The 24,521-nt window shown below is 62.1% G+C and carries 17 protein-coding genes and 1 pseudogene; 2 read left to right on the top strand and 16 right to left on the bottom strand.

The genetic code is table 11. The features are described 5' to 3' along the window. Nucleotides 1-115 precede the first annotated feature (115 nt). From QD280_RS00875 to leuC, 13 genes are all read right to left on the bottom strand, one after another. Complete coding sequence (locus QD280_RS00875) at nucleotides 116-1,330, bottom strand: O-succinylhomoserine sulfhydrylase (RefSeq protein WP_043336917.1); 1,215 nt, start codon at nucleotides 1,328-1,330, stop codon at nucleotides 116-118. Between the two features lie 235 nt (nucleotides 1,331-1,565). Then, complete coding sequence (gene purF / locus QD280_RS00870; protein ID WP_043336916.1) at nucleotides 1,566-3,080, bottom strand: amidophosphoribosyltransferase; 1,515 nt, start codon at nucleotides 3,078-3,080, stop codon at nucleotides 1,566-1,568. Nucleotides 3,081-3,323: 243 nt separating this feature from the next. Next, on the bottom strand, nucleotides 3,324-4,052 hold the full coding sequence (locus QD280_RS00865; protein WP_279838016.1) for a CvpA family protein: 729 nt from the start codon (nucleotides 4,050-4,052) through the stop codon (nucleotides 3,324-3,326). Next, nucleotides 4,049-4,777: an SPOR domain-containing protein gene (locus QD280_RS00860; RefSeq protein WP_279838015.1), complete on the bottom strand. Its 729-nt coding sequence runs from the start codon at nucleotides 4,775-4,777 to the stop codon at nucleotides 4,049-4,051. The genes QD280_RS00865 and QD280_RS00860 overlap by 4 nt, the downstream gene beginning before the upstream one ends. A 49-nt stretch (nucleotides 4,778-4,826) precedes the next feature. Then, the gene (locus QD280_RS00855) at nucleotides 4,827-6,341 is read right to left on the bottom strand and encodes a bifunctional folylpolyglutamate synthase/dihydrofolate synthase (RefSeq protein ID WP_279838014.1); all 1,515 of its coding nucleotides are present in this window, start codon (nucleotides 6,339-6,341) and stop codon (nucleotides 4,827-4,829) included. Next, nucleotides 6,334-7,353 (bottom strand): acetyl-CoA carboxylase, carboxyltransferase subunit beta, encoded by a 1,020-nt coding sequence (gene accD / locus QD280_RS00850; RefSeq protein WP_213113867.1) that lies wholly within the window; start codon nucleotides 7,351-7,353, stop codon nucleotides 6,334-6,336. The genes QD280_RS00855 and accD overlap by 8 nt, the downstream gene beginning before the upstream one ends. 303 nt (nucleotides 7,354-7,656) lie before the next feature. Further along, complete coding sequence (locus QD280_RS00845; RefSeq protein WP_213113930.1) at nucleotides 7,657-8,289, bottom strand: phosphoribosylanthranilate isomerase; 633 nt, start codon at nucleotides 8,287-8,289, stop codon at nucleotides 7,657-7,659. Between the two features lie 22 nt (nucleotides 8,290-8,311). Beyond that, the gene (gene truA, locus QD280_RS00840; protein ID WP_347881943.1) at nucleotides 8,312-9,433 is read right to left on the bottom strand and encodes a tRNA pseudouridine(38-40) synthase TruA; all 1,122 of its coding nucleotides are present in this window, start codon (nucleotides 9,431-9,433) and stop codon (nucleotides 8,312-8,314) included. After that, nucleotides 9,433-12,282, bottom strand: coding sequence for a FimV/HubP family polar landmark protein (locus tag QD280_RS00835; protein WP_279838012.1), 2,850 nt, complete (start codon nucleotides 12,280-12,282; stop codon nucleotides 9,433-9,435). Before QD280_RS00835 ends, truA begins: the two co-directional genes overlap by 1 nt. A 456-nt stretch (nucleotides 12,283-12,738) precedes the next feature. Next, nucleotides 12,739-13,860, bottom strand: coding sequence for an aspartate-semialdehyde dehydrogenase (gene asd / locus QD280_RS00830; RefSeq protein ID WP_043335566.1), 1,122 nt, complete (start codon nucleotides 13,858-13,860; stop codon nucleotides 12,739-12,741). Nucleotides 13,861-14,078: 218 nt separating this feature from the next. Then, nucleotides 14,079-15,161, bottom strand: coding sequence for a 3-isopropylmalate dehydrogenase (gene leuB / locus QD280_RS00825; protein WP_279838010.1), 1,083 nt, complete (start codon nucleotides 15,159-15,161; stop codon nucleotides 14,079-14,081). A 145-nt stretch (nucleotides 15,162-15,306) separates the two neighbouring features. Next, nucleotides 15,307-15,960, bottom strand: a complete 654-nt coding sequence (leuD, locus tag QD280_RS00820; protein ID WP_107335256.1) for a 3-isopropylmalate dehydratase small subunit — start codon at nucleotides 15,958-15,960, stop codon at nucleotides 15,307-15,309. An 11-nt stretch (nucleotides 15,961-15,971) separates the two neighbouring features. Then, nucleotides 15,972-17,423, bottom strand: a complete 1,452-nt coding sequence (gene leuC / locus QD280_RS00815; RefSeq protein ID WP_043335560.1) for a 3-isopropylmalate dehydratase large subunit — start codon at nucleotides 17,421-17,423, stop codon at nucleotides 15,972-15,974. A gap of 359 nt (nucleotides 17,424-17,782) precedes the next feature. Between leuC and QD280_RS00810 the strand changes: the two genes are divergently transcribed. Together QD280_RS00810 and QD280_RS00805 are read left to right on the top strand one after the other, a co-directional pair. Continuing rightward, complete coding sequence (locus tag QD280_RS00810; RefSeq protein ID WP_279838009.1) at nucleotides 17,783-18,667, top strand: LysR family transcriptional regulator; 885 nt, start codon at nucleotides 17,783-17,785, stop codon at nucleotides 18,665-18,667. A gap of 72 nt (nucleotides 18,668-18,739) precedes the next feature. Then, a complete protein-coding gene (locus tag QD280_RS00805; protein ID WP_279838008.1) occupies nucleotides 18,740-19,879 on the top strand; it encodes a YaaC family protein in 1,140 nt (379 codons plus the stop codon). A 1,064-nt stretch (nucleotides 19,880-20,943) separates the two neighbouring features. On the opposite strand, the pseudogene phaC reads toward QD280_RS00805, so the two are convergent. The 3 genes and pseudogenes from phaC to QD280_RS00790 all read right to left on the bottom strand — a co-directional run. Beyond that, a pseudogene (phaC, locus tag QD280_RS00800) lies at nucleotides 20,944-22,707 on the bottom strand (class I poly(R)-hydroxyalkanoic acid synthase); the annotation flags it as partial. 534 nt (nucleotides 22,708-23,241) lie between these two features. Further along, nucleotides 23,242-23,694, bottom strand: a complete 453-nt coding sequence (locus tag QD280_RS00795; protein ID WP_043335557.1) for a phasin family protein — start codon at nucleotides 23,692-23,694, stop codon at nucleotides 23,242-23,244. Nucleotides 23,695-23,914: 220 nt separating this feature from the next. Further along, entirely contained in the window at nucleotides 23,915-24,457 is a 543-nt protein-coding gene (locus tag QD280_RS00790) for a DUF6489 family protein (protein WP_279838006.1), read from the bottom strand. Nucleotides 24,458-24,521: the final 64 nt, after the last annotated feature.

Below are 24,521 nucleotides of genomic sequence, written 5' to 3'. Positions count from 1 at the left end.
TTAACCAGTGCCCGAACGGACGCCAACCCTTGCGGGCAACACCAGCGAAATTGTCCAGAGACACCAACGCTCGGCAGAACCGGGCGTTGGTGTGCAAAGGCAGGCGTTACGGGACTCAGCTCGCGAGGCGATCAAGTCCGCGCGCCAGATCACGCTTGATGTCGTCGAGGTCTTCCAGGCCGACGGCAATACGCAGCAGGCCCTCTTCGATGCCGGCGGCCGCTTTCTGGTCATCGCTGAGGCGACCATGAGTCGTGGTGGCCGGGTGCGTGATGGTGGTCTTCACGTCGCCCAGGTTGCCGGTGATCGACAGGATGCGCGTCGCATCGACTACCGACCAGGCCGCCTCACGGCCGCCCTTGACCACCACCCCCAGCACCGCACCGAAGGCCTTCTGCTGGGCCTTGGCCAGTTCATGCTGCGGATGGCTCTCAAGTCCGGAGTAATGCACCCGTTCGATGGCCGGATGCGCTTCCAGCCAATGTGCCAGCGTCAGCGCGCGTGCACAGTGGGCTTCCATGCGAATGTTCAGCGTCTCGAGGCCCTTGAGGAAGACCCAGGCGTTGAAGGGGCTCAGGCACGGCCCGCAGGTACGCACCACGCCATAGACCTCTTCCATCAACGAGGAGCTTCCCACCACGGCGCCGCCCAGCGTCCGGCCCTGACCATCGAGATACTTGGTGGCGGAGTGGATGACGATATCGGCGCCCAGCGTCAGCGGACGCTGCAGAGCCGGCGTACAGAAGCAGTTGTCGATGGCGAGCCAGGCGTCGTTCTCATGGGCCAGCGCCGCCAATGCCTTGATATCGCCAAGCTCGGACAGCGGATTGGACGGCGTCTCGGCGAACAGCAGCTTGGTGGCCGGCGTGATCGCGTCGCGCCAGGCGTCCAGATCCTTCAGTTCGACGAAGCGCGTGGTGATGCCCAGCTTGCCGAAGTACTTGGTGAACAGGCTGACACTCGAACCGAAGATGGAACGCGATGCGACGATTTCATCGCCGGATTCCAGCAACGCCAGCACGGTGGACATGATCGCGGCCATGCCGGAACTGGTCGCCACGCAACGCTCACCGCCTTCCATCGCCGCCAGGCGCTCCTCGAAGAAGCGCACCGTCGGATTGGTGAAGCGCGAGTAGATGTTGCCGGCTTCATCTCCCCCGAACTTGGCTGCGGCCTCAGCGGCGCTGCCATAGACGAAGCTTGAGGTGGTGTAGATGGGCTCGCCGTGTTCCTGCTCGGCACCGCGCAGGTGACCGGCACGGATGGCGAGCGTCTCGAGGCCCAGCTCATCGCGGGAAAGACCGGCGCGGGAAAGATTGTCGTCGTGCATGGTGTCCAGTACCTCTACTGATGGAATCTACTGCCCTGTGAATCACGATCCAGCATCACGCGCCGCTGTGACATGTCGCGTCTTCAGCATTTCGGGTCGCGTCGACAGCAAGAAGAAGGAAAAGCGATGCGCCAATGTTACCGGTTTTGAACGCGCAACGGGCCCCGGATTTCTCCGGAGCCCGTTGCGGTTCGCTCATCGCGTGATTGCCTGCCGAGGATGGCAGGCAGCCGGATCAGTCGAGATCTTCCGAATCGTTGTGCAGATCCACCACCGCGTGGGTCTCGCCAGCGCTCTTGGCGCCATCGTTGCGCGAGGCACGCAGGTCGTTCAGATAGGCTTCGTCGATATCGCCGGTCACGTAGACACCGTCGAACACGGAGCAATCGAACTCATCCAGCGCCGGATTGACTTCACGACAGGCGTCCTTCAGGTCGTCGAGGTCCTGATAGAACAGACGGTCAGCGCCAATCAGGTCCGCGATTTCCTTCTCGGTACGGTCATGGGCGATCAGCTCTTCCGCCGCCGGCATGTCGATGCCGTAGACGTTGGGATAGCGAACCGCCGGTGCTGCCGACGCGAAGTAGACGTTCTTGGCGCCCGCTTCGCGCGCCATCTGGATGATCTCGTTGCAGGTGGTGCCGCGCACGATGGAATCATCCACCAGCAGCACGTTCTTGCCGGCAAACTCGATATCGATGGCGTTGAGCTTCTGACGCACGGACTTCTTGCGCAGTGTCTGACCCGGCATGATGAAGGTACGGCCGATATAGCGGTTCTTCATGAAGCCTTCGCGGTAAGTCACTCCCAGATGCTGGGCCAGCTCGAGGGCGGAGGTACGCGAGGTATCGGGGATCGGAATCACGACATCGATGTCCTGCTCCGGCCATTCCCGCACGATCTTGTCGGCCAGCTTCTCGCCCATGCGCATGCGGGTGCCGTAGACATAGGCACCGTCGAGCAGGGAATCCGGACGCGCCAGGTAGACGTGTTCGAAGATGCACGGCTTGAGGACCGGATCATCCGCGCACTGCAGGGTGTGCAGCTCACGCTCCATGTCGATGAATACCGCTTCGCCCGGGGCCAGATCACGGATCAACTCGAAGCCGGCGACGTCGAGCGCCACGGATTCGGAGGCGATCATGTACTCGACGCCTTCGGCGGAGTCACGCTTGCCGAAACACGCCGGACGGATGCCGTGCGGGTCGCGGAAAGCGACCAGGCCAGTGCCGTTGATGATCGAGACGGCCGCGTAGCCGCCCTTGCAGCGACGATGCACACGACGCACGGCATCGAACACATCACCGGCGCCCAGACGCATGCCCTGCTTGCCCAGCTCGTGAGCGAAGACGTTGAGCAGCACCTCGGAATCGGAGCTGGTGTTGATGTGACGCAGATCAGAGGAGAACAACTCCTGCTTGAGCTGGTCGGAGTTGGTCAGGTTGCCGTTGTGCGCCAGCGTGATGCCGTAAGGCGAGTTGACATAGAACGGCTGTGATTCCGCCTCGCTGGAGGAACCGGCGGTCGGGTAGCGAACATGGCCGATCCCCATGTTGCCCTTGAGACGCTGCATGTGACGAGTGCGGAAGACATCACGCACCAGACCATTGCTCTTGCGCAGCAGGAAACGACCTTCGTGCCAGGTCATCATGCCCGCGGCGTCCTGCCCGCGGTGCTGCAATACGGTCAGCGCGTCATACAGCGCCTGGTTGACCGAGGCGTTGGCCATCAAACCTACAATCCCGCACATCCCGTCATTACCTCACTAATACACACTTGGATAGGGAAGCGCACGCTGGCGACTGCCGGCGCCCGTCCATATGGCAATATGAGTGCTCACACGGCGCAATTGTCAGGCCTGCCCCCCATGCAGGCAACACCTGACCGATGGGTCAACCCCTTCGACTGCCCCGCATGAGGCTTCAGCAACGCGTGCCGAATGCCGAAAACGACAACGCCGGGCCACGATGCCCGGCGCTGAAAATCCTGCCTGTCACTGCTCACCACCCGCATTGCGGCTTGTGGCCTCGCCAGCGGTGTTGCCCCTGAGCAACGCCTCCAGCGAGGGCTGGTCCTGGGCGGAATCCTGGCGCGTGAACGACTGCAGCGCCTGCTGGCTGAGGCTGTCGCTCAACGCACGCCCTTCTCGCTGGGCGCTGTCGATCAGACCGCTGGCCTGCTGCTTGAGCCGGGTGCCGCTGGTGGAGTCCGGCAGCGACACGCTCTGACCCCAGTCACCGCCCGTATCCCATTCACGATAGCGAGCCAACGACCAGTCGCGCAGCTGCTCAAGCGTCGGCCGCAACTGGGCGGCCTGCCAGTCGGCGCTGTCACGCAGGGGCGTCAGCCCCACCACGGCGGTGATCAGCACCAGTATGACCGCCGCGCGCAAGGCGCCGAACACACCGCCGAGCAGACGATTGAAGCCGCCCATGCCGACCGCATGAATCAAGCGTTCCAGCAGGCGCAACATCAGCCCCCAGATCAGCACGCTCGCGATCACCACCAGCACGAAGCCGACCGCGGTGCGGATGCCCGGCGAGACGATCATCTCTTCGAGCAGGCCACCCACCTCGGCGCCGAACTGGCGTGCCGCGACCAGTGCCACCAGCCAGCCCGCCAGGCCCAGGGCCTCGCTGAGCAGGCCCCGCATCAGCCCCAGCAGTACCGAGATACCGATCAGGCCCAGACATAGCCAATCGATCCAGACCAGCTCGTTCACTCACCCTCCTTGCGTCGTACCAGCAGGCCCTTGATATTGACCTGCTGCTGCAGGCGCGAGCGTGCGGACTCACCGATCTCGGAGGACTTGTACGGGCCGACGAAGACAACGGTCAACTTGCTGCCACGCGGGATACGGTATGCCGCGAAACCCTTGCCCTGCAGCTCCTTCTGGAGACGCTCGGCATTGGCCGGGTCACCGAAGCTGCCGACCTGCACGGCCCAGCCACCGGCGGAAGACGACGGCGCATTCGAGGCTACCGCAGGCTTCGGTTCAGGCTTGGGCGCGGGCTTGGGTTCAGCCTTGGGAGCAGGCTTGGGCTCCGGCTTGGCAGCGGGTTCCGGTTCCGGTTCCAGCTCCGGCTTTGGCTTTGACTGCGGCTCGCTGCTGGCCACAGAGCGGGTCGGCGACAATTGCTCGGCCTCGGCGACACGGCCCTGGGACTCGGAACCGCTGTCACTGCCGGCACCCGGGTCACTGTCACGCACCTTGCCGTTGCTGTCGACGAAGGTGATCGGCACATCCGTGCCGATCTTCAGCTCACTGGGCGGCTGCGGCTCATCGACGTTGGAGCGATCGATATCCACCGGTTTGCCAAGCGTCATCACCGGACTCGGGCGCTCATCACGGGCCGGCGGCTCATCGAAGAGCATCGGGATGAAGATCACCCCCAACGCCAGCAGGATGACCGCACCGCTGATTCGCTCGCGTTTGCCATATTTCATTGTGACATCTCCCTTGCACCCGAAATCCCGGACCCACCGCCGGCCTGCATCAGGCCTGGGCGTCGAGCCACATCAATGCTTCACCGACCGTGAAGAAGGAACCACAGACCAACACTTCTCCAGCGCTCGTCTCGCGTGCCAACCATTCGGCTGCAGCGGTGACCGTCTCGCACTCCGCCAGTACCTCACCACCACAGTGGCGGACCACGGCGGCAAGCTCACTGGCCTGGCGGCTACGCTCGCCCTCCAGGGTGGCGACGACGAAGCCGTCCACCACCGGTGCCAGCGCCTGAATCACGCCAGCGGCATCCTTGTCGCCCAGCATGGCGAGCAACGCCCGCCGCGGCCGGGTGGCAGGATCCCGCGCGCAACGCAGGTCATGAGCGGCAAGACGACTGGCCAGATAACTCGCGGCATGCGGGTTATGGCCGACATCCAGACACCAGTCACGCCCGTGACGACTCAGCCACTGCATGCGCCCCTTGAGCTTGACGCTCGCCATGGCCTGCTGCACGCATTCGGCGTTGAGCTCGATACCGGCCTCGACCAGCGCATTCAGCGCACTGGCCGCATTGTCCCGCGGCAAGCCCGGGTCTGGCAGCGCATCGAACGTCAGTGCCGGCGCTGACAGGCGCTGCCATTGCCATTGCGAGGTAGCCGAATGGTCCGTGCTGCCATCCACACTGCTATTCACACTGCCATTCACAAATTCAGCCGCGGCCTGCCAGCGAAAGTCCTGCCACAGCACCTGCGGCGTGACACCCAGCGTGCGAGCATGCGCCGCACAACTGGACGGCAGCACATCCGAGCCGAATACGGCCGGCTTGCCGGCGCGCAGAATCCCGGCCTTCTCGAAGCCGATGTTCTCGAGGTCGGTGCCAAGAAACGCGGCATGATCCTGTGCGACCGTGATGATCATCGCGACATCACAGTCGATGATGTTGACGGCATCCAGACGCCCGCCCAGGCCAACTTCCAGAATCGCGAGCTGCGGCTGCTGCTGAGCGATCAGCCATAGCCCGGCCAGCGTGCCGGCCTCGAAGTAGGTCAGGCTGATCACGCCCTCGTCATCCAGCGGCTCACCACTGGCCGACAGCCCGGAGTGGCGCGCGGAATCGACCTGCTCGAAGGCCGTGACCAATGCCGCATCACTGACGTCTTGACCATTGAAGCTCAGACGCTCGTTGTAATGCAGCAGGTGCGGAGAGGTATAGGTGGCGGTGCTCAGCCCGTGGGCACGCCCCAGCGCCTCGAGCATGGCAACCGTCGAGCCCTTGCCGTTGGTGCCGGCCACGGTAATGATGCGGCCACCGAGCCGACGCGCACCCGCCCCGACCAGACCGAGACGCCTGGCCACGCACAGCACTCGGGCAAGGCCCATATCGATACTGACGGGGTGCTGATGCTCGAGACGCGTCAGCCACTCATCCAGCGAGAGGCCACGCGGCACGGCATCATGCAGGGGGGAAAGCTGCCACGAAGCGGCATCCAGCGGAGGGAATGAGGAAGACTGCAGCACCTCATCGGTGCTGCAGCTTGCCGGGGCGGAGCCCTGCTCAGCCATCGCGACGTTCGCCTTGCGGCTTCTCGCTGGTGAAGGTCTCGTCGAGCACGCTGTCCACGGCGGAGCGCGGCTCGGCCGGTGCTTCGACAGTCGCATCCGCCTCGACGGATTCTTCTTCGACGACCGCATCCGCGACCGGCAGGTTGGCGGCGTTGACCGGCATGCCCTGCAGCTTGAGCAGGATGCTGGACAGGCGCTCACGCATCTCGCGGCGGTGGATGATCATGTCGACGGCGCCATGCTCGAGCAGGAACTCGGAGCGCTGGAAGCCTTCCGGCAGCTTCTCGCGCACGGTCTGCTCGATGACACGCGGACCGGCAAAGCCGATCAGGGCGTTCGGCTCGGCGACATTCAGGTCGCCCAGCATCGCCAGCGACGCAGACACGCCACCGAAGACCGGATCGGTCAGCACGCTGATGTACGGCACGCCAGCCTGCTTGAGCTTTTCAAGCGCCGCGGAGGTCTTGGCCATCTGCATCAGGGAGAACAAGGCTTCCTGCATACGAGCACCACCGGAGGCGGCGAAGCAGACCAGCGGGATGTTCTCGGCCAGCGCAAGCTCTGCTGCACGCACGAACTTCTCGCCGACGATGGCACCCATGGAGCCACCCATGAAGCTGAACTCGAAGGCCACGGCCACGACCGGCTGACCGGCGAGAGCACCGCGCATGGCGACCAGCGCATCCTTCTCGGAAGTCTGCTTCTGGGCAGCGCTCAGGCGATCCTTGTACTTCTTGGAGTCGCGGAACTTGAGGCGATCGACCGGCTCGAGATCCGCCGCGATTTCCTCGCGGCCTTCGCTGTCGAGGAACCAGGACAGACGCGCACGCGCAGTGAGACGCAGGTGGTGGTCACACTTCGGGCAGACGTTGTCGTGCTTGGTCAGCTCCGGAAGGTACAGGACTGCTTCGCACTTGGGGCATTTACGCCACAGGCCGTCAGGAATGGAGGTACGCCGATCCTTGCGTTGGATACGGCTCATTGACGGCACAATCTTGTCAAGCCAGCTCATGGTGGGGAGGCTTCCGTTTTGCTGCTGTTCTGGGCACCGCTCGACGACTGTCGGCGGCCATGCGAGTTGGCACATATTCCAGGGCGTTCACGCCCCGGCAATATGGCGGGCAGCTACCATCACAGGGCAGTGCCAATGGAAAAGACCGTGCAACCCATTGGTCGTACGGCCACTTTTCCGAATTCTGGGGGTCATTGTAGCGGCTTCGCCCCCCTTGCGGGTAGTGCGAGATGCCAATTGAGCGTTGCGGCCCTCGCCGCTTGGGACGAAAGCAACGCAAGGGCCACAACGCTTGCCGGCAAATCAGCGCTGCTGGCGGACTGCCTGACAGAATGCCTGCATGCGCTCGTCACTCTTCTCGCCGGGCGCGGCTTCCACACCACCGGAGACATCGACCGCGTAAGGGGCGACCTGCGCCACCGCCGAGGCGACATTGCCTGACTCGAGACCACCGGCCAGGATGACCGGCAGCGGCAGATCGGCCGGGATACGCGACCAGTCGAAGGTCTCGCCGGTGCCACCGGGCACGCCGGGACGATAGGCATCCAGCAAAAGGCCACGCGCGTCATGGTAGCGCACCGCCTGCGCGGCGAGATCGATCCCGTCACGCATGCGCAACGCCTTGATATAGGGCCGCCCAGCCGCCCGGCACTGCTCCGGCGTCTCATTGCCATGCAACTGGAGCAGATCGAGATGCGGTGCCGCTGCGGCAATCTCTTCGCCGCTGGCATCCACGAACAGGCCGACCCGCGTCACGAAGGCCGGCACGCACGCGGCAAGCTCGGCCAGACGCGCCACATCGACCGCACGCTTGCTGCCCGGCCACAGCACGAAGCCCAGCGCATCGGCCCCTGCTGCCACGGCGTCGCGGATATCCTGCTCTCGCGTCAAGCCACAGATCTTGATCCGGGTACGCTGGCTCGCTCGAGCGCTCATCTCGGTCATGGGATCACTCCGTTCAACGTGAGGATTCATTCTGGGTGGCAGCCGTCAGCGTGTCATCCTCGGCGCCTGCCGCAGGGTCGCCTGGCGCAGGATCGCCTGCCGCAGGATCGCCTGGCGCAGGAATCGCTTGTTCATGCTCGCGACTGAGGCGCTCGGCTTCACGGGCCACGTTGGCCAGCCGGATGGCCTCCTGCTCACTGAGCTTGCCTGCCGCACGCGCCTCTTCGGCACCCTCGGCCTCGGCGCGCGCCATGCGTGAGCGCACCATCGGGCAGTCCGGCAACGGGCGCTCGCCCGTCCACTCGCCAAGATGTGCGACCAGACCAGGCCCCAGGGGTTCCTTGGGCAGCGCATAGCGCGGCGGATAGATGACATCGACGAAGTGAAGCCCTGTCGCCGCTGCCGTCGCGCTCGAGCGCGTGCGATCTCCTCCGCGCATCAGCTCGACGATCCACTCGACAGGCTTCTCGCCACGCCCGATGGCCATCAAGGTGCCCGCGATATTGCGCACCATGTGATGCAGGAAGGCATTGGCCTGGATATCGATCATGACGATATGGCCATGGCGACTGACTTCAATGAAGTGCACGTGACGGCGCGGCGAACGCGACTGACAGCCTGCGGCGCGGAACGCCGAGAAATCCAGCTCGCCCACCAGATGCGCCGCCGCGGCCTGCATGTCGGCGACATTGAGCGGCTCGCGACACCAGGTGACATTGTTGCGCTCCATCACCGGCCGAAACGGCTGGTTGATGATTATGTAGCGATAGCGACGGGCGATGGCGCTGAAACGCGCATGGAAATCATCGGGCACCGGCACGGCCCAATGAATCCCGATATCGGGGGGAAGGTTGACGTTACCGCCCATGCGCCAGGCCTTGCGACTGCGGCCCACGGGGGTATCGAAATGCACGACCTGACGCACGGCATGCACACCGGAATCGGTGCGGCCACTGCAATGCACGGTAATCGGCGTGGAGGCGACCTTGGACAAGGCCTTCTCAAGCGCTTCCTGCACGGAGGGGGCGTGGCTCAGACGCTGCCAGCCACAATAGCGGGTGCCATCATATTCAACGCCCAGAGCAATGCGCCCCGGGCGTTTCTCGTTATCATCCAACGGTGTAAAAAAGGGCATCAGGTCAGACCAAAGCGCTCCATCAACGCCAGCGCCTCTTCACGGACCATGTCATCACTGGCAGTAGCGAGCGGCTCAAGCAGCGCAGCCGCCTGATCATCATCGCCATCCACCAACAACTGACGGGCTTCCTCGAGCTGTTGGAATGCCACGGTATCCTGGGCGCCAGCCCCAAACCCTGCCGACTCGACAGAGGGATAGGCATTATCCTGATCCCCAGACTCGAACGCCACTTCCTCGACCTCGAATTCCGAGATATCACGCCGCGGCACGTCCACCTCTTCCAGCGTCATGCTATCCAGTGACGGCAACTCGTCCATGCCATCGACTGCGGCTGACGGCTTGCTGGACACCTCATACGGCTTCTGGCTCGCAGCGCTGCCTTCACTTGCGCCACTGCTCTCACTTGCAGCACCGTTCTTCTCGCTCGCGGCACCGCTCTCGAGCGCGGAGTGGTCATCCAGCTCTTCACGCAGTGAGGTAAACTCGACGGACTCGCCCTTGAGCGCGCTATCCGCCGCCTTGGATGCCGCGGCATCAGCCCCCTTCTCGCCATCAGCGTGACCAGCATCTCCCAGCGTCAATTCCGGCGCCTGGTAATCGATCACGTTGTCGCTGTTGAAGTGGCTCTCACGCACTGGCGCCTTCTCGAGGTCCTCGCCCTTGAGGCCCGGTTCGAACGCGACGCCTTGATCGGGAGCGTGCTCGACCAGCGGTTCGCTCACGCTGTCAGACAGCGCGCCGGCATCTTCCTGGTCATCAAGGGAGGCGTCAGAGCCCGTGGCGGATGCATCTGCCGGGCCATGAGCCGCATCATCGACCTTGTCGCGACCTTCAAGCGGCGCGCGAGGCGCTGCCCCCTGCTGGCTTGCCACCCCCGACAGATAGGAGACCTTGCGCCCCACCTGACTCGCGCCGCCGCCTGCGACAGCACGCAGCGCACTGCTTGAGACACTGTAACGATCCAGCAGCGCCTGAGCCTCGAAGCGCTCTTCTTCATTGCCGGCCGCCAGCACCTGCTCACCTTCCTGGTGCAGGGCTTCGGCGTTGCCAAGCTCGCCATGGACTCCCATCAGCTTGAGGCGCAGGTCCTGGCGTGCGGGATCTTCCACCAGACCGGCTTCCAGCAGGGCCTGAGCCTGATCGAAGCGGCCGTAGGCGATGAAGATGTCCGCCTCGCTGATCGCCGCCGCTTCCGGCTGGGAGAGCGGCTCAAGGCTACCGGAACCCCGGCGCGCCGCCACGTTGGCATCTTCAGACGCGGATGACTTGTGACCCGCGGCAGCAGCGGCAGTCGAGGCCGCAAAGGTATCCGGGAAAACGCGAGGCTTGTCCTGGTCGGGCTCTTCATTGCCGCGGACCGCATCGGCAAAGCTCATGTTCTCATCGCCCCCGGAACCGGAGCGGCGACGCAACAACAGCAGCAACAGAAGCAGCAATGCCCCGGCCGCCCCGCCGACGATGGCCAGGTTGTCCTGCACCCACTGCCAGGTCGCCTGGGGCCACGGCTGCTTGGGCAACACCAGGTTGCCCTCGCCGTCGCGCGGCTGACCGAGGTCCACCCCGGCGGCGATCAGGCTTTCCGGCAACGCCAACGGCGAGATGCCACTGTTGACGAGCAGACGATTCTGTTTGGCGAGCAGCACCTTGGCCGTCTCGAGCTGCTCGGTACGCTCTGCCAGCGATGCTCGCAGCTCGCCGACTTCGTTGCGCAGGGAGGCCACTTCGCTGCGCAGGTCATCACGCTCCTGCTCCAGCTGATCGAGGCGTTGCTGATTGGTCAGCAGCTGATCTTCCAGCGACTCGAGGCGATCAGACAGTTCATCGATCGCCTGCTGACTACCCGCCGATATCTGACCACTGGCCGCCGCCTTGGGCTTGCTGCCGTCTTCATCCAGCAACGTCAGACGCGGCTTGCCGTCGGCACCCGCGCTGGCGGGCCCGCTCGGTGCGGCCGTGGCCGCAGGCGCAGCACTGGCGGAGGGCTCGTTCGACGTGCTGGCCGCAGCGGTTTTCTTGCTGGCCGGAGCCGGCACGGTCTTGCCCTGCGCGCCCGCAACCCACTGCTGATACTGCTGACGCACTTCCTTGTCGGCCTCGGTACGCGAACGTCCCAACATGGTGCTGCGGTCCGGCACGCTCAGCACCACTCCCGTACGCAGCTTGTTGATGTTGCCGCCCGGGAAGGCCCTGGGGTTGGCTTCCTGGATCGCCAGCATGGCCTGACGGATGCTGACACTGGCATCCGGACGCACGCGACGCGCGATCGTCCACAGCGAATCACCGTTGCGCACCTTGATGCTGGACGGCGGCGTGCTGGATGACGCACTGCGTGAGGCATCCTGGCTGGACTGGGCATTGTCGCGGAACACCACGGAACGCGTCGGCGAGGAATCGTTGGTGGCCAGCGGGCGCGAACGCGCGCCGGCAGGTGTCACCAATGACGGCTGACTCGAATAGCCCGCCGGATCGAACAACAGGGTCACCTGACGCTGCAGCTTGCCATTGGGCCATTCGACATCCAGCAGCAGGTCCACATAGGGCTCACGTACCGCGCCATTGGTGGACAGCTGGAGATAGTAGCGCCCACCCTGCTGCTTGACGGCAACCTTGATGTCATCGCTGACATAGCTGCGATCGACGCCCGCTCGCGTAAAGGCGGCAGAATCGGCAACGCCGGCCTTGATGAGGCTGGCATCGAGGCCCGAGGTATCCGTGAGGCCGATGCGCGCGTCCAGTGGCTGATTCAGATTCGAGCGCAACCGCGGCGATTCCATGCCGACTGCCAAGGCCTGAGCACTGTAGACGGCGAACGACACCGCCAGTGCGAGAGGAAGCTTGCGTCCCATTGAGTGTCCCTTCGTATGCGGCCGAATCATTGCCCGGCCTGCGCATTATGTTACGTATACTTACACAAGATACCAGAGAGTCCGTCCCAAGAGTGCGGGAAGCCATTGGCAAAGTGGAAAAAGTTTCAACGATAGAGTGACGGCCCACGATAGATAAAGGCCGCAGAGGCGTCATATCGCGAGTGACCAGCTCGACGATATCCCCTTTACGATACCCGTAAAAAACACCTCCCTGCCATCATGCATCAAAAGCGCCAGTCAAAATCGCAAAAAATGCGCAGGAAAGACTGAGATATCTGGTACTCGCCGTGACATCAGTGACCTACCTCTTACCTGAAATCACCGATCTTCCATGACGTAACGTGCAAAAGAGAAACGCCCTCGACTCCAGAGAGCCGAGGGCGCTTTCAGGTCAGGCTCGCAACGAACCCGACGACATGTTGCTACACAGTGCGATCAGGCCGCGCGATGTTCACGCAGGATGGTCAGCATGCGCTTGAGCGGCTCCGCGGCCCCCCACAGCAGCTGGTCACCGACACTGAAGGCGGACAGGTATTCGCCACCCATCGCCAGCTTGCGCAGACGGCCGACCGGTACGGTCAGGGTGCCGGTCGCAGCGGCCGGCGTCAGGTGCTTGAGGCTGTCTTCCTTGGTATTGGCGACGACCTTGACCCAGTCGTTGTGCTTGGCCAGGCGGTCTTCGATCTCGTCCAGCGGCACGTCCTGCTTGAGCTTGACGGTGAAGGCCTGGGAGTGGGAACGCATCGCACCGATACGCACGCACAGCCCATCGATCATGATCGGGTTGCCCTGGCTGTCGAGAATCTTGTTGGCCTCGACACCGGCCTTCCACTCCTCGCGGGTCTGACCGGATTCCATCGCGGAATCGATCCACGGCAGCAGCGAGCCGGCCAGCGGCGCACCGAACTGCTGGGTCGCGAAGTCATCGCCGCGCATGGTGGCGGTCACCTTGCGGTCGATGTCGAGGATGGCGCTGGCCGGGTCCGCAAGCTCGGAGGCCACGCTGCCATTGAGCTGGCCCATCTGGGTCAGCAGCTCACGCATGTGGCGCGCACCGCTGCCGGACGCCGCCTGGTAGCTCATGGAGGTCATCCACTCGACCATGCCGGCCTCGAACAGGCCGCCCAGGCCCATCAGCATCAGGCTGACGGTGCAGTTGCCGCCGACGAAGGTGTTGGCACCGGCGCCGATCTTCTGGTCGATCACGTGACGGTTGACCGGGTCCAGCACCAGCACGGCGTCCTTGTCCATGCGCAGGGTGGAGGCCGCATCGATCCAGTCGCCCTTCCAGCCGGCGTCACGCAGCGGGCCAAACACCTGCTTGGTGTAGTCGCCGCCCTGACAGGTGACGATGACATCCAGCGCCTTCAGCTCATTGATGTCATTGGCATCCTTGAGCGCCGGCACCGGCGTGCCCACGTCAGGACCGGCCTGACCGACCTGGGAGGTGGAGAAGAATACCGGCTCGATACCGGCGAAATCGTTGTCATCACGCATGCGTTGCATCAGCACGGAACCGACCATGCCACGCCAACCGACAAATCCGACTTTCAACATGCTTGTTCTCCTTGTTCATGCACGGCCGGGAGCATGGAAGACACCACCGCTCCCGACACAGGAATGACCCGCAGCGAGCACAGGCAACTCACACGAGGCGAGCCTTGCCCAACGCTCCAGCCGCAGGTCCTGACATGAGAACCCGGCGACGCACGCCGAGCTCCCCCATGATCATCACGTGAACGCCGCTGGCTTGCGGCGTTCACGCGGGTCTTGCCTTACGCCTGGGCCTTGAAGGCGGCCAGCACGGCATCGCCCATCTCGGAGGTGGAGACCTTGCGCGTCCCGGCGTAGGCGATGTCGGCAGTGCGCAGACCTTCATTCAGCACCACGCCGACCGCCTTCTCGATGCGCTCGGCCCAGGCGGCTTCGTTGAGCGAGTAGCGCAGCATCATGGCCACCGACAGGATGGTCGCCAGCGGGTTGGCGATGCCCTGACCCGCGATGTCCGGCGCGCTGCCGTGGCACGGCTCATACATGCCCTGACCACCCGCATTCAGCGAGGCGGACGGCAGCATGCCGATGGAGCCGGTCAACATGGCGGCCTCATCCGACAGGATGTCGCCGAACATGTTGCCGGTGACCACCACGTCGAACTGCTTGGGGGCACGCACCAGCTGCATGGCGGCGTTGTCGACGTACATGTGCGACAGCTCGACATCCGGGTAGTCGCCGGAGATACGCTCCATCACGTCACGCCACAGCATAGTGACTTCCAGCACGTTGGCCTTGTCGACGCTGCACAGCTTCTTGTTGCGCTTCTGCGCCATCTCGAAGGCGGTGCGACCGATACGCTCGATCTCGGACTCGGAGTAGACGTAGGTGTTGTACCCGACCTGCTGGCCATCACGCGTCTCGATGCCACGCGGCTGACCGAAGTAGATGCCGCCGGTCAGCTCACGCACGATCATGATATCCAGACCGGACACCACTTCCGGCTTGAGGCTGGAGGCCTCGGCCAGCTGCGGGTAGAGAATCGCCGGACGCAGATTGGCGAACAGCTCGAGCTCCTTGCGCAGCCCCAGCAGGCCGCGTTCCGGGCGCAGCGAGATGTCCTCGAGCTTGTCCCACTGCGGGCCACCGACTGCGCCGAGCAGGATGGCGTCCGCCGCCTTGGCCGCCTCCAGCGTTTCCGCCGGTAGCGGGTGACCGGCCGCGTCATACCCTGCACCACCGACCTTGCCTTCGCTCAGCGTGATGTCCAGACCTTCGCTGCGGGCGGCTTCAAGGATCTTCACGGCTTCGGCGGTGATTTCCGGGCCAATGCCATCACCGGGCAGAATCAGGATATTGCGGCTCATCTGGAACTCTCCTTGGGCCGGAAGTCTTCCGGCGAGACCGACGGTTCACCATCGGTGCTGAGACTGGGCTCGCCGCCATTCTGGACGGCGAGCCATGACGAATATGTTGCGATGTCAGGCGCTGACTGACGCGACGCTGGCCAGATCAGGCCGTCTTGCCGTCGCGGAACAGCCACGGACGCTCGGTGCGATGACGCTTCTCGAAGCTGTCGATGGCGTCCTGGTCCTTGAGGGTCAGACCGATATCGTCCAGGCCTTCCATCAGGCAATGCTTGCGGAAGCTGTCGACCTCGAAGGGAATCGACTCACCGGACGGCGTGATGACCGCCTGTGCCTCGAGGTCGATATCCAGACGATACCCTTCCACCGCCTCGGCTTCCTTGAACAGACGGTCCACCGTGTCCTCGTCGAGGGTAATCAACAACAGACCGTTCTTGAACGAGTTGTTGTAGAAGATATCGGCGAAGCTCGGCGCGATGACCACGCGGAAGCCGAAGTCGGTCAGTGCCCAGGGCGCGTGTTCACGCGAGGAACCACAACCGAAGTTGCGACGCGCCAGCAATACGCTGGCACCCGCGTAACGCGGCTGATTGAGCACGAAATCCGGATTCAGCGGACGCTTGCTGATGTCCTGACCGATATAGCCCTCATCGAGATAACGCAGCTCATCGAAGAGGTTCGGCCCGAAGCCGGTACGCTTGATCGACTTCAGAAACTGCTTCGGGATGATCAGGTCGGTATCGACGTTGGCGCGATCAAGCGGTGCCACGAGGCCCTGCTGGCGAATGAACTTTTCCATATCGGGCCTCCTCAGGCGACTTGAGTGTTGTTGGTAGGGATGGGGGCAAAGTCACGTACATCAACGAAGTGACCCGCAATCGCGGCAGCGGCGGCCATGGCCGGGCTGACGAGGTGCGTACGCCCACCGAAGCCCTGGCGGCCTTCGAAGTTGCGGTTGGAGGTAGAAGCACAATGCTCACCGGCGCCCAGCTTGTCAGCGTTCATCGCCAGACACATGGAGCAGCCCGGCTCACGCCATTCAAAGCCCGCCGCGAGGAAGATCTCGTGCAGCCCTTCCGCTTCCGCCTGCGCCTTCACCAAGCCAGAGCCCGGCACCACCATCGCCTGCTTGAGGCTCTTGGCGACCGTGCGGCCTTCGGCCACGCGCGCCGCTTCACGCAAGTCCTCGATACGCGAGTTGGTGCAGGAACCGATGAACACGCGGTCCAGCTTGATGTCGGTGATCTTCTGCTGAGCGCTGAGGCCCATGTACTCGAGCGCACGGGTGATGCCACGCGCTTCGGTGTCATCGCTGGCCGCGGCCGGGTCCGGCACCACGCCATTGACGCTGGTGACCTGCTCCGGGCTGGTGCCCCAGGTGACCTGCGGCGCGATGTCTTCGGCCTTGAGCACCACGACCTTGTCGAATTCGGCGTCCGCATCGGAGACCAGATTGCGCCAGTCGGCGACGGCCGCTTCCCACTGCTGGGCGTTCGGCGCATAGGGGCGCTCGTAGAGATAGTCGATGGTGATGTCATCGACACCGACCAGACCGACCCGCGCACCGGCTTCGATCGCCATGTTGCAGATGGTCATGCGGCCTTCCATGGAGATATCCTGGATGGCAGAGCCGCCGAATTCGATGGCGTAGCCGGTACCGCCGGCGGTGCCGATCTCGCCGATGATGGCGAGCACGACATCCTTGGCGGTGACGCCAGTGCCGAGACGACCATCGACGCGCACCAGCATGTTCTTCATCTTGCGCTGGATCAGGCACTGGGTGGCGAGCACGTGCTCGACCTCGGAGGTGCCGATCCCGTGGGCCAGTGCCGCGAAGGCACCGTGGGTCGCGGTGTGGGAATCGCCACATACCACGGTCATGCCCGGCAGAGTCGCGCCCTGCTCCGGCCCGACCACGTGCACGATGCCCTGACGCGCATCATTGATGGTGAACTGCTCGATGTTGAAGCTGTTGCAGTTGTCGTCGAGGGTCTGCACCTGGATGCGTGAGGTCTCGTCCTCGATGCCCGCGATGCCCGCAGCACGCTCCTTGAGAGACGTCGGCACGTTGTGGTCCGGCGTTGCCAGGTTGGCATCCAGACGCCACGGTTTGCGACCGGCCAGACGCAGCCCTTCGAATGCCTGCGGCGACGTGACTTCGTGCAGCAGGTGACGGTCGATGTAGATGAGTGCAGTACCGTCTTCGCGTTGCTTGACCAGGTGCTGATCCCACAACTTGTCATAAAGGGTCTGGCTAGCCATGTCGTGTCTCCTCGTGGCGCCTTACGGTAAGAGCGCGCTTGCTGCCTCGGGGCTCGTAACGGCCCCTTGATGAGGGTGTGTCGTCCAGTGTTGATGGCGGGGCGGTCGTGCGAGCCCGTGGATAGTGACCACTTGCTTGCTGGCTCCAGCATCGCCGCCGCGTCCTGTGCCATCAAGAGTACTCGGCGACAATGAATAAAAGCAATTCATGTTTTTCATGCTTTGGATTCCCAAAAGGAATACCATTGCTCGTCAGGTCTTGATCAGGAGTGCATCCGCCTGCGGCGGCATCGATCGCCCCGCTTGACGCTCCCCTGAATGCCCCTATGAGCGCCCTCATGACAGGATAGCTGCCCCACATGGACACACCCTCTCTGCAGGCCTTCGTCGCCGTCGCCGAAACCGCCTCCTTCTCGCTTGCCGCCGAGCAGCTGCACCTCACCCAGCCGGCCGTTTCCAAGCGCATTGCCCAGCTGGAGCAACTGCATGGCGCACGGCTGTTCGATCGCATCGGGCGGCGTGTCTCGCTGACGGAGGCCGGCAATATCCTGCTGCCCCGCGCCCGCGCCATTCTGGTGATGCACGATGACACCCGGCGTGCGCTGCGCAATCTTTCCGGCGAGGTAAAAGGCAGCCTGACGATGGCCACCAGCCACCATGTGGGCCTGCACCGGCTGCCGCCGCTGCTCAAGGCCTTCACCATGGCCCACCCCGAGGTGCGCATGGACATGCGCTTTCTGGATTCGGAACAGGCCTATCAGGGCGTACTGGATGGGGAGCTGGAACTGGCCGTCGTCACCCTGGCACCGCATCGCGATCCCAATCTGACGGTGGTGCCGGTGTGGCTGGATGAGATGCGCTTCGTGTGCGGACGTGATCACCCGCTGGCAGGTCACAAAGCGTTGCCGCTGGCCGCCCTCTCACAGCACGACGCCGTGCTGCCGGGCCACCTGACCTTCACGCGCGGCATCGTCATCGACACCTTCGCGCGTGACGGCCTCTCGGTGGAAGTCTCGATGTCCACCAACTACCTCGAAACCCTCAAGATGATGGTCGCCATCGGCCTGGGCTGGAGCGTACTGCCGGAAAGCATGATCGACGACGAGATCGAAATCCTGCCCATCGATCACCGCCCCATCGAACGCCAGCTCGGCTACCTCTATCACAACAACCGCACCCTCTCGAACGCCGCCAGCGCCATGATCGAGCTGCTGGAAGGGGCAAGGGATGCGGCATCGAGATAATAGGACCGTAATAGCCTTGCATCCATATCTACAAATACTTATATTAAAACAAAAACTACTAGAGGGAATAACATGCCAACGTATAGACAAGCTAGAAGAGGAAAAATTCTTAAAGTAAAGAAAAGACCTATAAATTACAGTCGACATACAGTAGTCAAGCGTGATAGACGATTCGGCTTACAAACGCGAGTATTTGCCACCAATCCTTGGTCCATAATTCGTGGATCTATTGCTACCATTCAGGATGGCTCTATAAAAAACCAAGCAAATTCATTTGTGGCCCAAGCAGAAGACTTTTACCGCGCCTATCAGTCTGCTCATGAAACTTCATCGAAGCCTTTACTTGTATACTACTCGCTGCTGAATCTAGCTAAAGCTTTTGTATTGTTCAAAGGAGTAAGAACAGAGTACGACAAGGCTCATCACGGATTACAAGAAACAATACACCCCGATGGAGTAGAATTCGAAAACTCTTTTCTAAAATCTTACAAGTCTAGAGGTAATCAAGTAAATATTTTTTCAGACTTCGTACACGCTTTTACTGGAAGTCCAGAAGCAGCGAGAGAGAAAGTATATGATTTGAAAAACCTTCACCCTCAGATATTGCAGGGCCACAGACTCTGGGCGGATGCATATGAGGCTAAGGAGAGATTCATCGAAATCGAAAGGATCGATTTTTTCCATGACAACGAAACAAAAAAAATTTGGATGGTTTTAAATATTTATGCTGATGATTTATCTAGATTTGGGATTAGTAGGACTCAATTTCTGAAGGAAGGATGCCTAAGAGATTTATTTCACCACATAAAATCAGAGGAAAATCTAAATAGTCGCTTGCTACTAAAATTTGAACAAACTTTGCCTCTAACTTATACCGGAAGACCAAGTGACAAGCTTGAAGAATTAACCAATTTAATAAAAAACAGAGTATGGTCTTCAGTACTTAGAATGCCGCCTTACAGGAAAAACTATGCTTACCTTTCGCCAGAAGGAGAAAAAAACCAACGCCTCCCACAAGTCATGTCAATTTATGCATTCATATACTATCTAGGTTCTGTAACTCGCTATAGACCATATTTTTTCGAGGACTTATTGGAAAGACCTGATGGCGCTCATATTGAAGAAACTATAACAAATATACCGCAACAATTTCTTTTCCTTATAGCAAGTGAATTTGCAGGAAGAGAAGTAGCCCACGCCCCTATCGTATAAAATAAAAAAACCCGACTCACAATGGAGTCGGATTTTGTCAGCAGTCTAAATTTAGACTTTCACTCTTCTACATTACCATCTTTACTTATAGAACTTGTCGCATTTTTCGCTTTGCTGGTCGCAGGCTTGGCATCATCCTTCTTCGCTTCTTCCGCTGCCTTGGCGGCGGCGGCCTTGCTGGCATTGGAGGGACGGCCACGGCGCGGCTTGGGTGCTTCGCTGCCGGTGTCGCTCTTGGCGGTGGTAGTGGCAGCACCAGAACTTGAAGTGCCCGAGCGGGAAGCCCCCTGATTGGAAGCCCCCGTGCTGCTACCCGTCTTGGCAGTGCTCTTGCTGGCAGTGCTCTTGCGCGTCGTCGCGGGCTTCGTAGCGCTGGAGCCTGCCGAGCTGGAACCCGAAGACGTGGAAGAAGTGCTGCTGCTCGAGGTGCCTGATGCAGACGGCTTGCTGTCAGAGTCTGACTTGCTCGCAGTCGTCTTGCTTACAGTCGTCTTGGCCGCCGTTGACTTGTTGGCAGTGGTCGTCTTGCTGGCTGCCGTCTTGCGTGGCGTGGAGGTCTTTCTCGCCGTGGTGGTCTTGGTCGCTGAGCTACCGGTGCTGCTGGCAGCCGTGCTCGCAGTGCTCTGTTTTGCAGTGCTGTCGCTGGCCGTGCTGCTGGTGGTCGTTGCGCTCTTGGAAGCAGTGCTCTTGGCAGCAGTGCTCCTGGAGGCTGTGCTCTTGGGTGCAGCACGCTTGCGCGCGGCGGGCTTGCTTGCCGGCGCTGACGACTCAGCGGCTGGCGATCCAGCGGCTGGCGCCCCAGCAGCTGATGCGGCCTTGGAAGCGGCAGGTCTGGTGCTCGCACCTTGCGCTTTGGAGGCACTGGATGAGCTGTTGCCCGCCGTGTCACCGGCATCATTGGCGGCCTTGCCGGTGACGGCTTCGGTCATCGCGGTCATGGCCTCTTCCAGCGGCAGCGTCACCTGCTTGAGCGCTTCATTCACGCTCTTCTCGACCGTCTGCTGCACATCACGCACGGCCTTGAGCTGCGCATCCGCCACGCTGGTGATCTCTTCCGGCACGCTCTGCCCCAGCACTTCCGGAATGGTCTGGCGCGCATAACGCCCCGGCGCCGCTTCGATCACGTCGAGCTTGCCCTCGCCCGGCGTGCGCGCAGAGACCTCCGGTTCCGGCTCCACGAAGCCATTGCCGGTCATCCACGCCTGCCAGTCATTCCACCAGGAACCTTCGTGCTGCTCGGTGCCCTCGAGCCACTCATCCGGCGTTGCCGGCAGGCTGTCATTGGTGGCGTAGCCGTACTTGTTCTTGTGCGGCGGATTGACGATACCCGCGATATGACCAGAGCCACCGAGCACGAAGCGCTTGATGGAGGCCTTGGGCAGCTGGGTGCCGTTGTAGGTGGTCTGCCACTTGGCGATGTGGTCCTCGCGCGCGGAGACCCAGTAGCTCGGTGTCTCGATCTGCGAGAGATCGATCGGCACGCCGTCCAGCTCGATGCCGCCGGGCTGCACCAGGCGGTTCTCGAGATACATGTGACGCAGATACCAGGCATGGGTACCGGCCGGCAGGTTGGTGCCGTCGGTGTTCCAGTACAGCAGGTCGAACGCGGTCGGCGCTTCGCCCTTGAGATAGTTGGAGACGTAGAACGACCAGAACAGGTCATTCTCGCGCAGCAGATTGAAGGAGAACGCCATCACGCGGCCATCCAGATAGCCGTCCTGCGCCATCTGCTTCTCGAGGCCCTGCAGCACCGGCTCGTTGAGGAAGACACCGATCTCACCGGGATCGGAGAAGTCCTGCAGCGTTGCCATGTAGCTGACCGAGCGCACGCGGTCGGACTGCTTCTCGGCCGCCAGATAGGCCATGGTGCTGGCTGTCAGCGTGCCGCCGATGCAGTAGGACAGGATGTTGACCTGCTTCTCGCCGGTGGCCTGCTCGATGGCATCCATCGCGGCCAGCGGGCCCATCTGCATGTAATCGGCCCAGGTGAGATCACTCTGCTCGGGCCCCGGGTTGCGCCAGGAGATCAGGAACACGGTGTGACCCTGCTCCACCAGCCAGCGCATCATCGAATTGTCCTGACGCAGATCGAGAATGTAGTACTTGTTGATCCACGGCGGCACGACCAGCAACGGCGTGCTGAAGGCCTTCTCGGTGGCCGGACGATACTGGATCAGCTGGATCAGCTCGTTCTCGAAGACCACGTCGCCCGGCGTGACGGCGATGTTGTCGCCGAGACGGAAGGCTTCGGTGTCGGTCATCGCGACATTGATGCCTTCGGCGGAGTTGGCCAGGTCATCGCGCAGACGCTTCAGGCCGTCGAGCAGGTTCTGGCCGCCGGTCTCGCGGGTCACGCGCTGCACTTCCGGGTTGGTGGAGGCGAAGTTGGAGGGCGAGAAGGCGCTGACGTACTGGCGCGCGTAGAACTCGAGATTGCGCTTCTGGCTCTCCGGCAGGCCTTGAATGCCGGCCAGCATGTCGTCCACGGCGCGCGAGAACAGCAGGTATTGCTGCACGAGGAAGTGGTAATAGGGCTCGCTCTGCCAGGCCTCATCGCGGAAGCGACGGTCAGAGCGCGCGGGCGTGATCACCGGCTCGACGCTCTCGCCATTCAGCTCGCGCAACGTGCCCTGCAACAGGGCCATCTGGTCCTGGAAGAGGCGCGTCTGGGTCGACATCAACAGTTGCGGGTCACGTGCCAGGGCCTCGGCCCCCGCCTGGAAGCAACGACCCATCTCGTCATAGATGGTGGAAGCGGCAGCGCTGGGCCATAGGCGCTCCAGCATGTCACTCATCAAGGCTTGATACTGGGCACTGGCCTGCTGCATCACGCTGGCCCACTCCGTGCCTTCAGCACCATCGGGGAACAGACTGGTAAAGGCCTGAGAGAATGTCTGCGAGAACGCCTGCTGCTGGGCTGAGTCCATATCGCCCTTCCTCCTTGTCATTGACCATCACGTCATTGGCTATCGAAGCTTGGCTGCCGAACATCTGCCGGCGGCACGATTTCATCGAATCGAATCCTTCCTGACCACTGAGCAGTGCCATGCCGTCTCTCGTGAGACGGGCGCCTTCACTGGCGACGGGCACTGCTTTTCAGACTGTTTTGAAGACCGTTTCACGGCTGATTTCAGGGTGCTGCAGTTGAACATGCCAGGGCAAGCAAAGTGCGCTGTCAGTTGGAATGGTCTGCCTCCTGCAGGTCTGCTTTCCGTCGGATTCGCGCGCGGCAAATACGAGAGCAAAACAGCCTGTGTGCCAGCGTGCTCATCTCCAGCATGCGCCTTCCAGCACGGCAGGGGCAATGCCTGAAAACGGCAAAAAAAAGGCTGGCGCAAGCGCCAGCCTTTTCGGGGTATACCTTAGTTCTGCTTGGCGCGGCTTGTCGCGGCAGCCGGCTTGTTGCTGGCAGCGGAGGATGCCTTGTCCTCTGCTGCTGAAGCGGCTTTCTCTGTGGCAGCGGACGCCTTGTCGGTGGCTTCCTTGCCAGCGTCAGAGTAGGCCTGTTCGAGCTGGGCGCGCATTTCGTTGCCCATCTCGGCCAGCTTCAGGGAATCATCCATCATCTGCTGAGACAGCTCGGTCGCCACTTCCAGCTGGCGGTTGCTGAACTCGCTGAACTCTTCCATACCCTTGATTTCAGTGGCAGCACGCGCACGCTCGAGACCAGTCTCGGTATAGCGCTTGGCAGCGTCCATCTGATAATCGGCAATCTTGCCCATATGGTCGAGCATCAGAGTGTTGAGCTTGCGCATCGGCTGGTAGAAGCTGCGGGCTTGCTCGGCAAAGGCGTTGAACATCTGATCCTGCTGCATGACGGTTCCTCCCATGGATTCCGTACCGGGACAGCGCGCAGAAATCTCTGCGCCACCTGTGGAGCACAGCAATATGCTGCACTGCACAAAGACTAGTCTGCTCCTCAGGTGGTTGCAATCCCATGACAGAAAACTGTCAAAGGACATTTTCTGTCATGGGATTGGCCGGGCATTCCTCACGCCCCTGTCAGCCAAGAGCGTTCTTCGCGCCTGCCGGTCATCAACTGCGCTTGGCGCGTGAGCGCGCACTGGCCGCGGAGGCCGGTTTCGCATCATCCACCCGACTGGCGCTTTGCTCTGCCTTCTGATCCGCGCCTTGATCACTAGTACGCCCCGAACTCCTGCGTGCGGCAGGCTCCGTCTTGTCAGCGTCCTTGCCTTCCGCGCCGCCCTGACCGAACTGCTGCAGGGTATCCAGCATCATCTTCTGATACTGATTGAAGGCGGCCATGCCCTGGGCCATGCTCTCGCCCATGTCGCCGGGCATGCCGCCCGCTGCGCCCTGCCCGGCATTGCCAGCGCCAGGCGCGCCGCCCATCATCCCCTCGGCCATGCCCGGCGGCATGAACTTGGCAAACGGCGTGCCCGCGCCCGGCGCCATCAACGGCTTGAGCAGACTCATGGGGTCGTAACCTTCAACACCCGCCTCCATCTGGCGACGAAAGCGCTCCATCAATTCCTGCTGGAAGGCTTCCACGTCCGGCAGGCCCATCGCCTGGCGAAATTCCTGCGGCGTGAGGTCGAATTCGACATTGATCTTCATGGCAGATTCCTTGTGTTGTCTGCCCGCGCACGGCGTGGTGCGCGAGTCCGCTGGCATGCATGCC

This window comes from Cobetia sp. 1AS1 (assembly GCF_029846435.1).
Lineage (GTDB): Bacteria > Pseudomonadota > Gammaproteobacteria > Pseudomonadales > Halomonadaceae > Cobetia > Cobetia amphilecti.
Note: the sequence above shows the minus strand (reverse complement) of the source record. Positions and strands in the feature narration are given on the sequence as shown.

Excerpts from the sequence above, each read along its gene's own strand:
- QD280_RS00810 (WP_279838009.1), top strand. The coding sequence starts at position 17,783 with ATGGACACACCCTCTCTGCAGGCCTTCGTCGCCGTCGCCGAAACCGCC.
- accD (WP_213113867.1), bottom strand. The coding sequence starts at position 7,353 with ATGAGCTGGCTTGACAAGATTGTGCCGTCAATGAGCCGTATCCAACGC.
- asd (WP_043335566.1), bottom strand. The coding sequence starts at position 13,860 with ATGTTGAAAGTCGGATTTGTCGGTTGGCGTGGCATGGTCGGTTCCGTG.
- QD280_RS00790 (WP_279838006.1), bottom strand. The coding sequence starts at position 24,457 with ATGAAGATCAATGTCGAATTCGACCTCACGCCGCAGGAATTTCGCCAG.
- QD280_RS00860 (WP_279838015.1), bottom strand. The coding sequence starts at position 4,777 with ATGAAATATGGCAAACGCGAGCGAATCAGCGGTGCGGTCATCCTGCTG.
- leuD (WP_107335256.1), bottom strand. The coding sequence starts at position 15,960 with ATGGAAAAGTTCATTCGCCAGCAGGGCCTCGTGGCACCGCTTGATCGC.
- purF (WP_043336916.1), bottom strand. The coding sequence starts at position 3,080 with ATGTGCGGGATTGTAGGTTTGATGGCCAACGCCTCGGTCAACCAGGCG.
- QD280_RS00835 (WP_279838012.1), bottom strand. The coding sequence starts at position 12,282 with ATGGGACGCAAGCTTCCTCTCGCACTGGCGGTGTCGTTCGCCGTCTAC.
- QD280_RS00795 (WP_043335557.1), bottom strand. The coding sequence starts at position 23,694 with ATGCAGCAGGATCAGATGTTCAACGCCTTTGCCGAGCAAGCCCGCAGC.
- leuC (WP_043335560.1), bottom strand. The coding sequence starts at position 17,423 with ATGGCTAGCCAGACCCTTTATGACAAGTTGTGGGATCAGCACCTGGTC.
- leuB (WP_279838010.1), bottom strand. The coding sequence starts at position 15,161 with ATGAGCCGCAATATCCTGATTCTGCCCGGTGATGGCATTGGCCCGGAA.
- QD280_RS00805 (WP_279838008.1), top strand. The coding sequence starts at position 18,740 with ATGCCAACGTATAGACAAGCTAGAAGAGGAAAAATTCTTAAAGTAAAG.
- QD280_RS00875 (WP_043336917.1), bottom strand. The coding sequence starts at position 1,330 with ATGCACGACGACAATCTTTCCCGCGCCGGTCTTTCCCGCGATGAGCTG.
- truA (WP_347881943.1), bottom strand. The coding sequence starts at position 9,433 with ATGCCCTTTTTTACACCGTTGGATGATAACGAGAAACGCCCGGGGCGC.
- QD280_RS00845 (WP_213113930.1), bottom strand. The coding sequence starts at position 8,289 with ATGAGCGCTCGAGCGAGCCAGCGTACCCGGATCAAGATCTGTGGCTTG.
- QD280_RS00855 (WP_279838014.1), bottom strand. The coding sequence starts at position 6,341 with ATGGCTGAGCAGGGCTCCGCCCCGGCAAGCTGCAGCACCGATGAGGTG.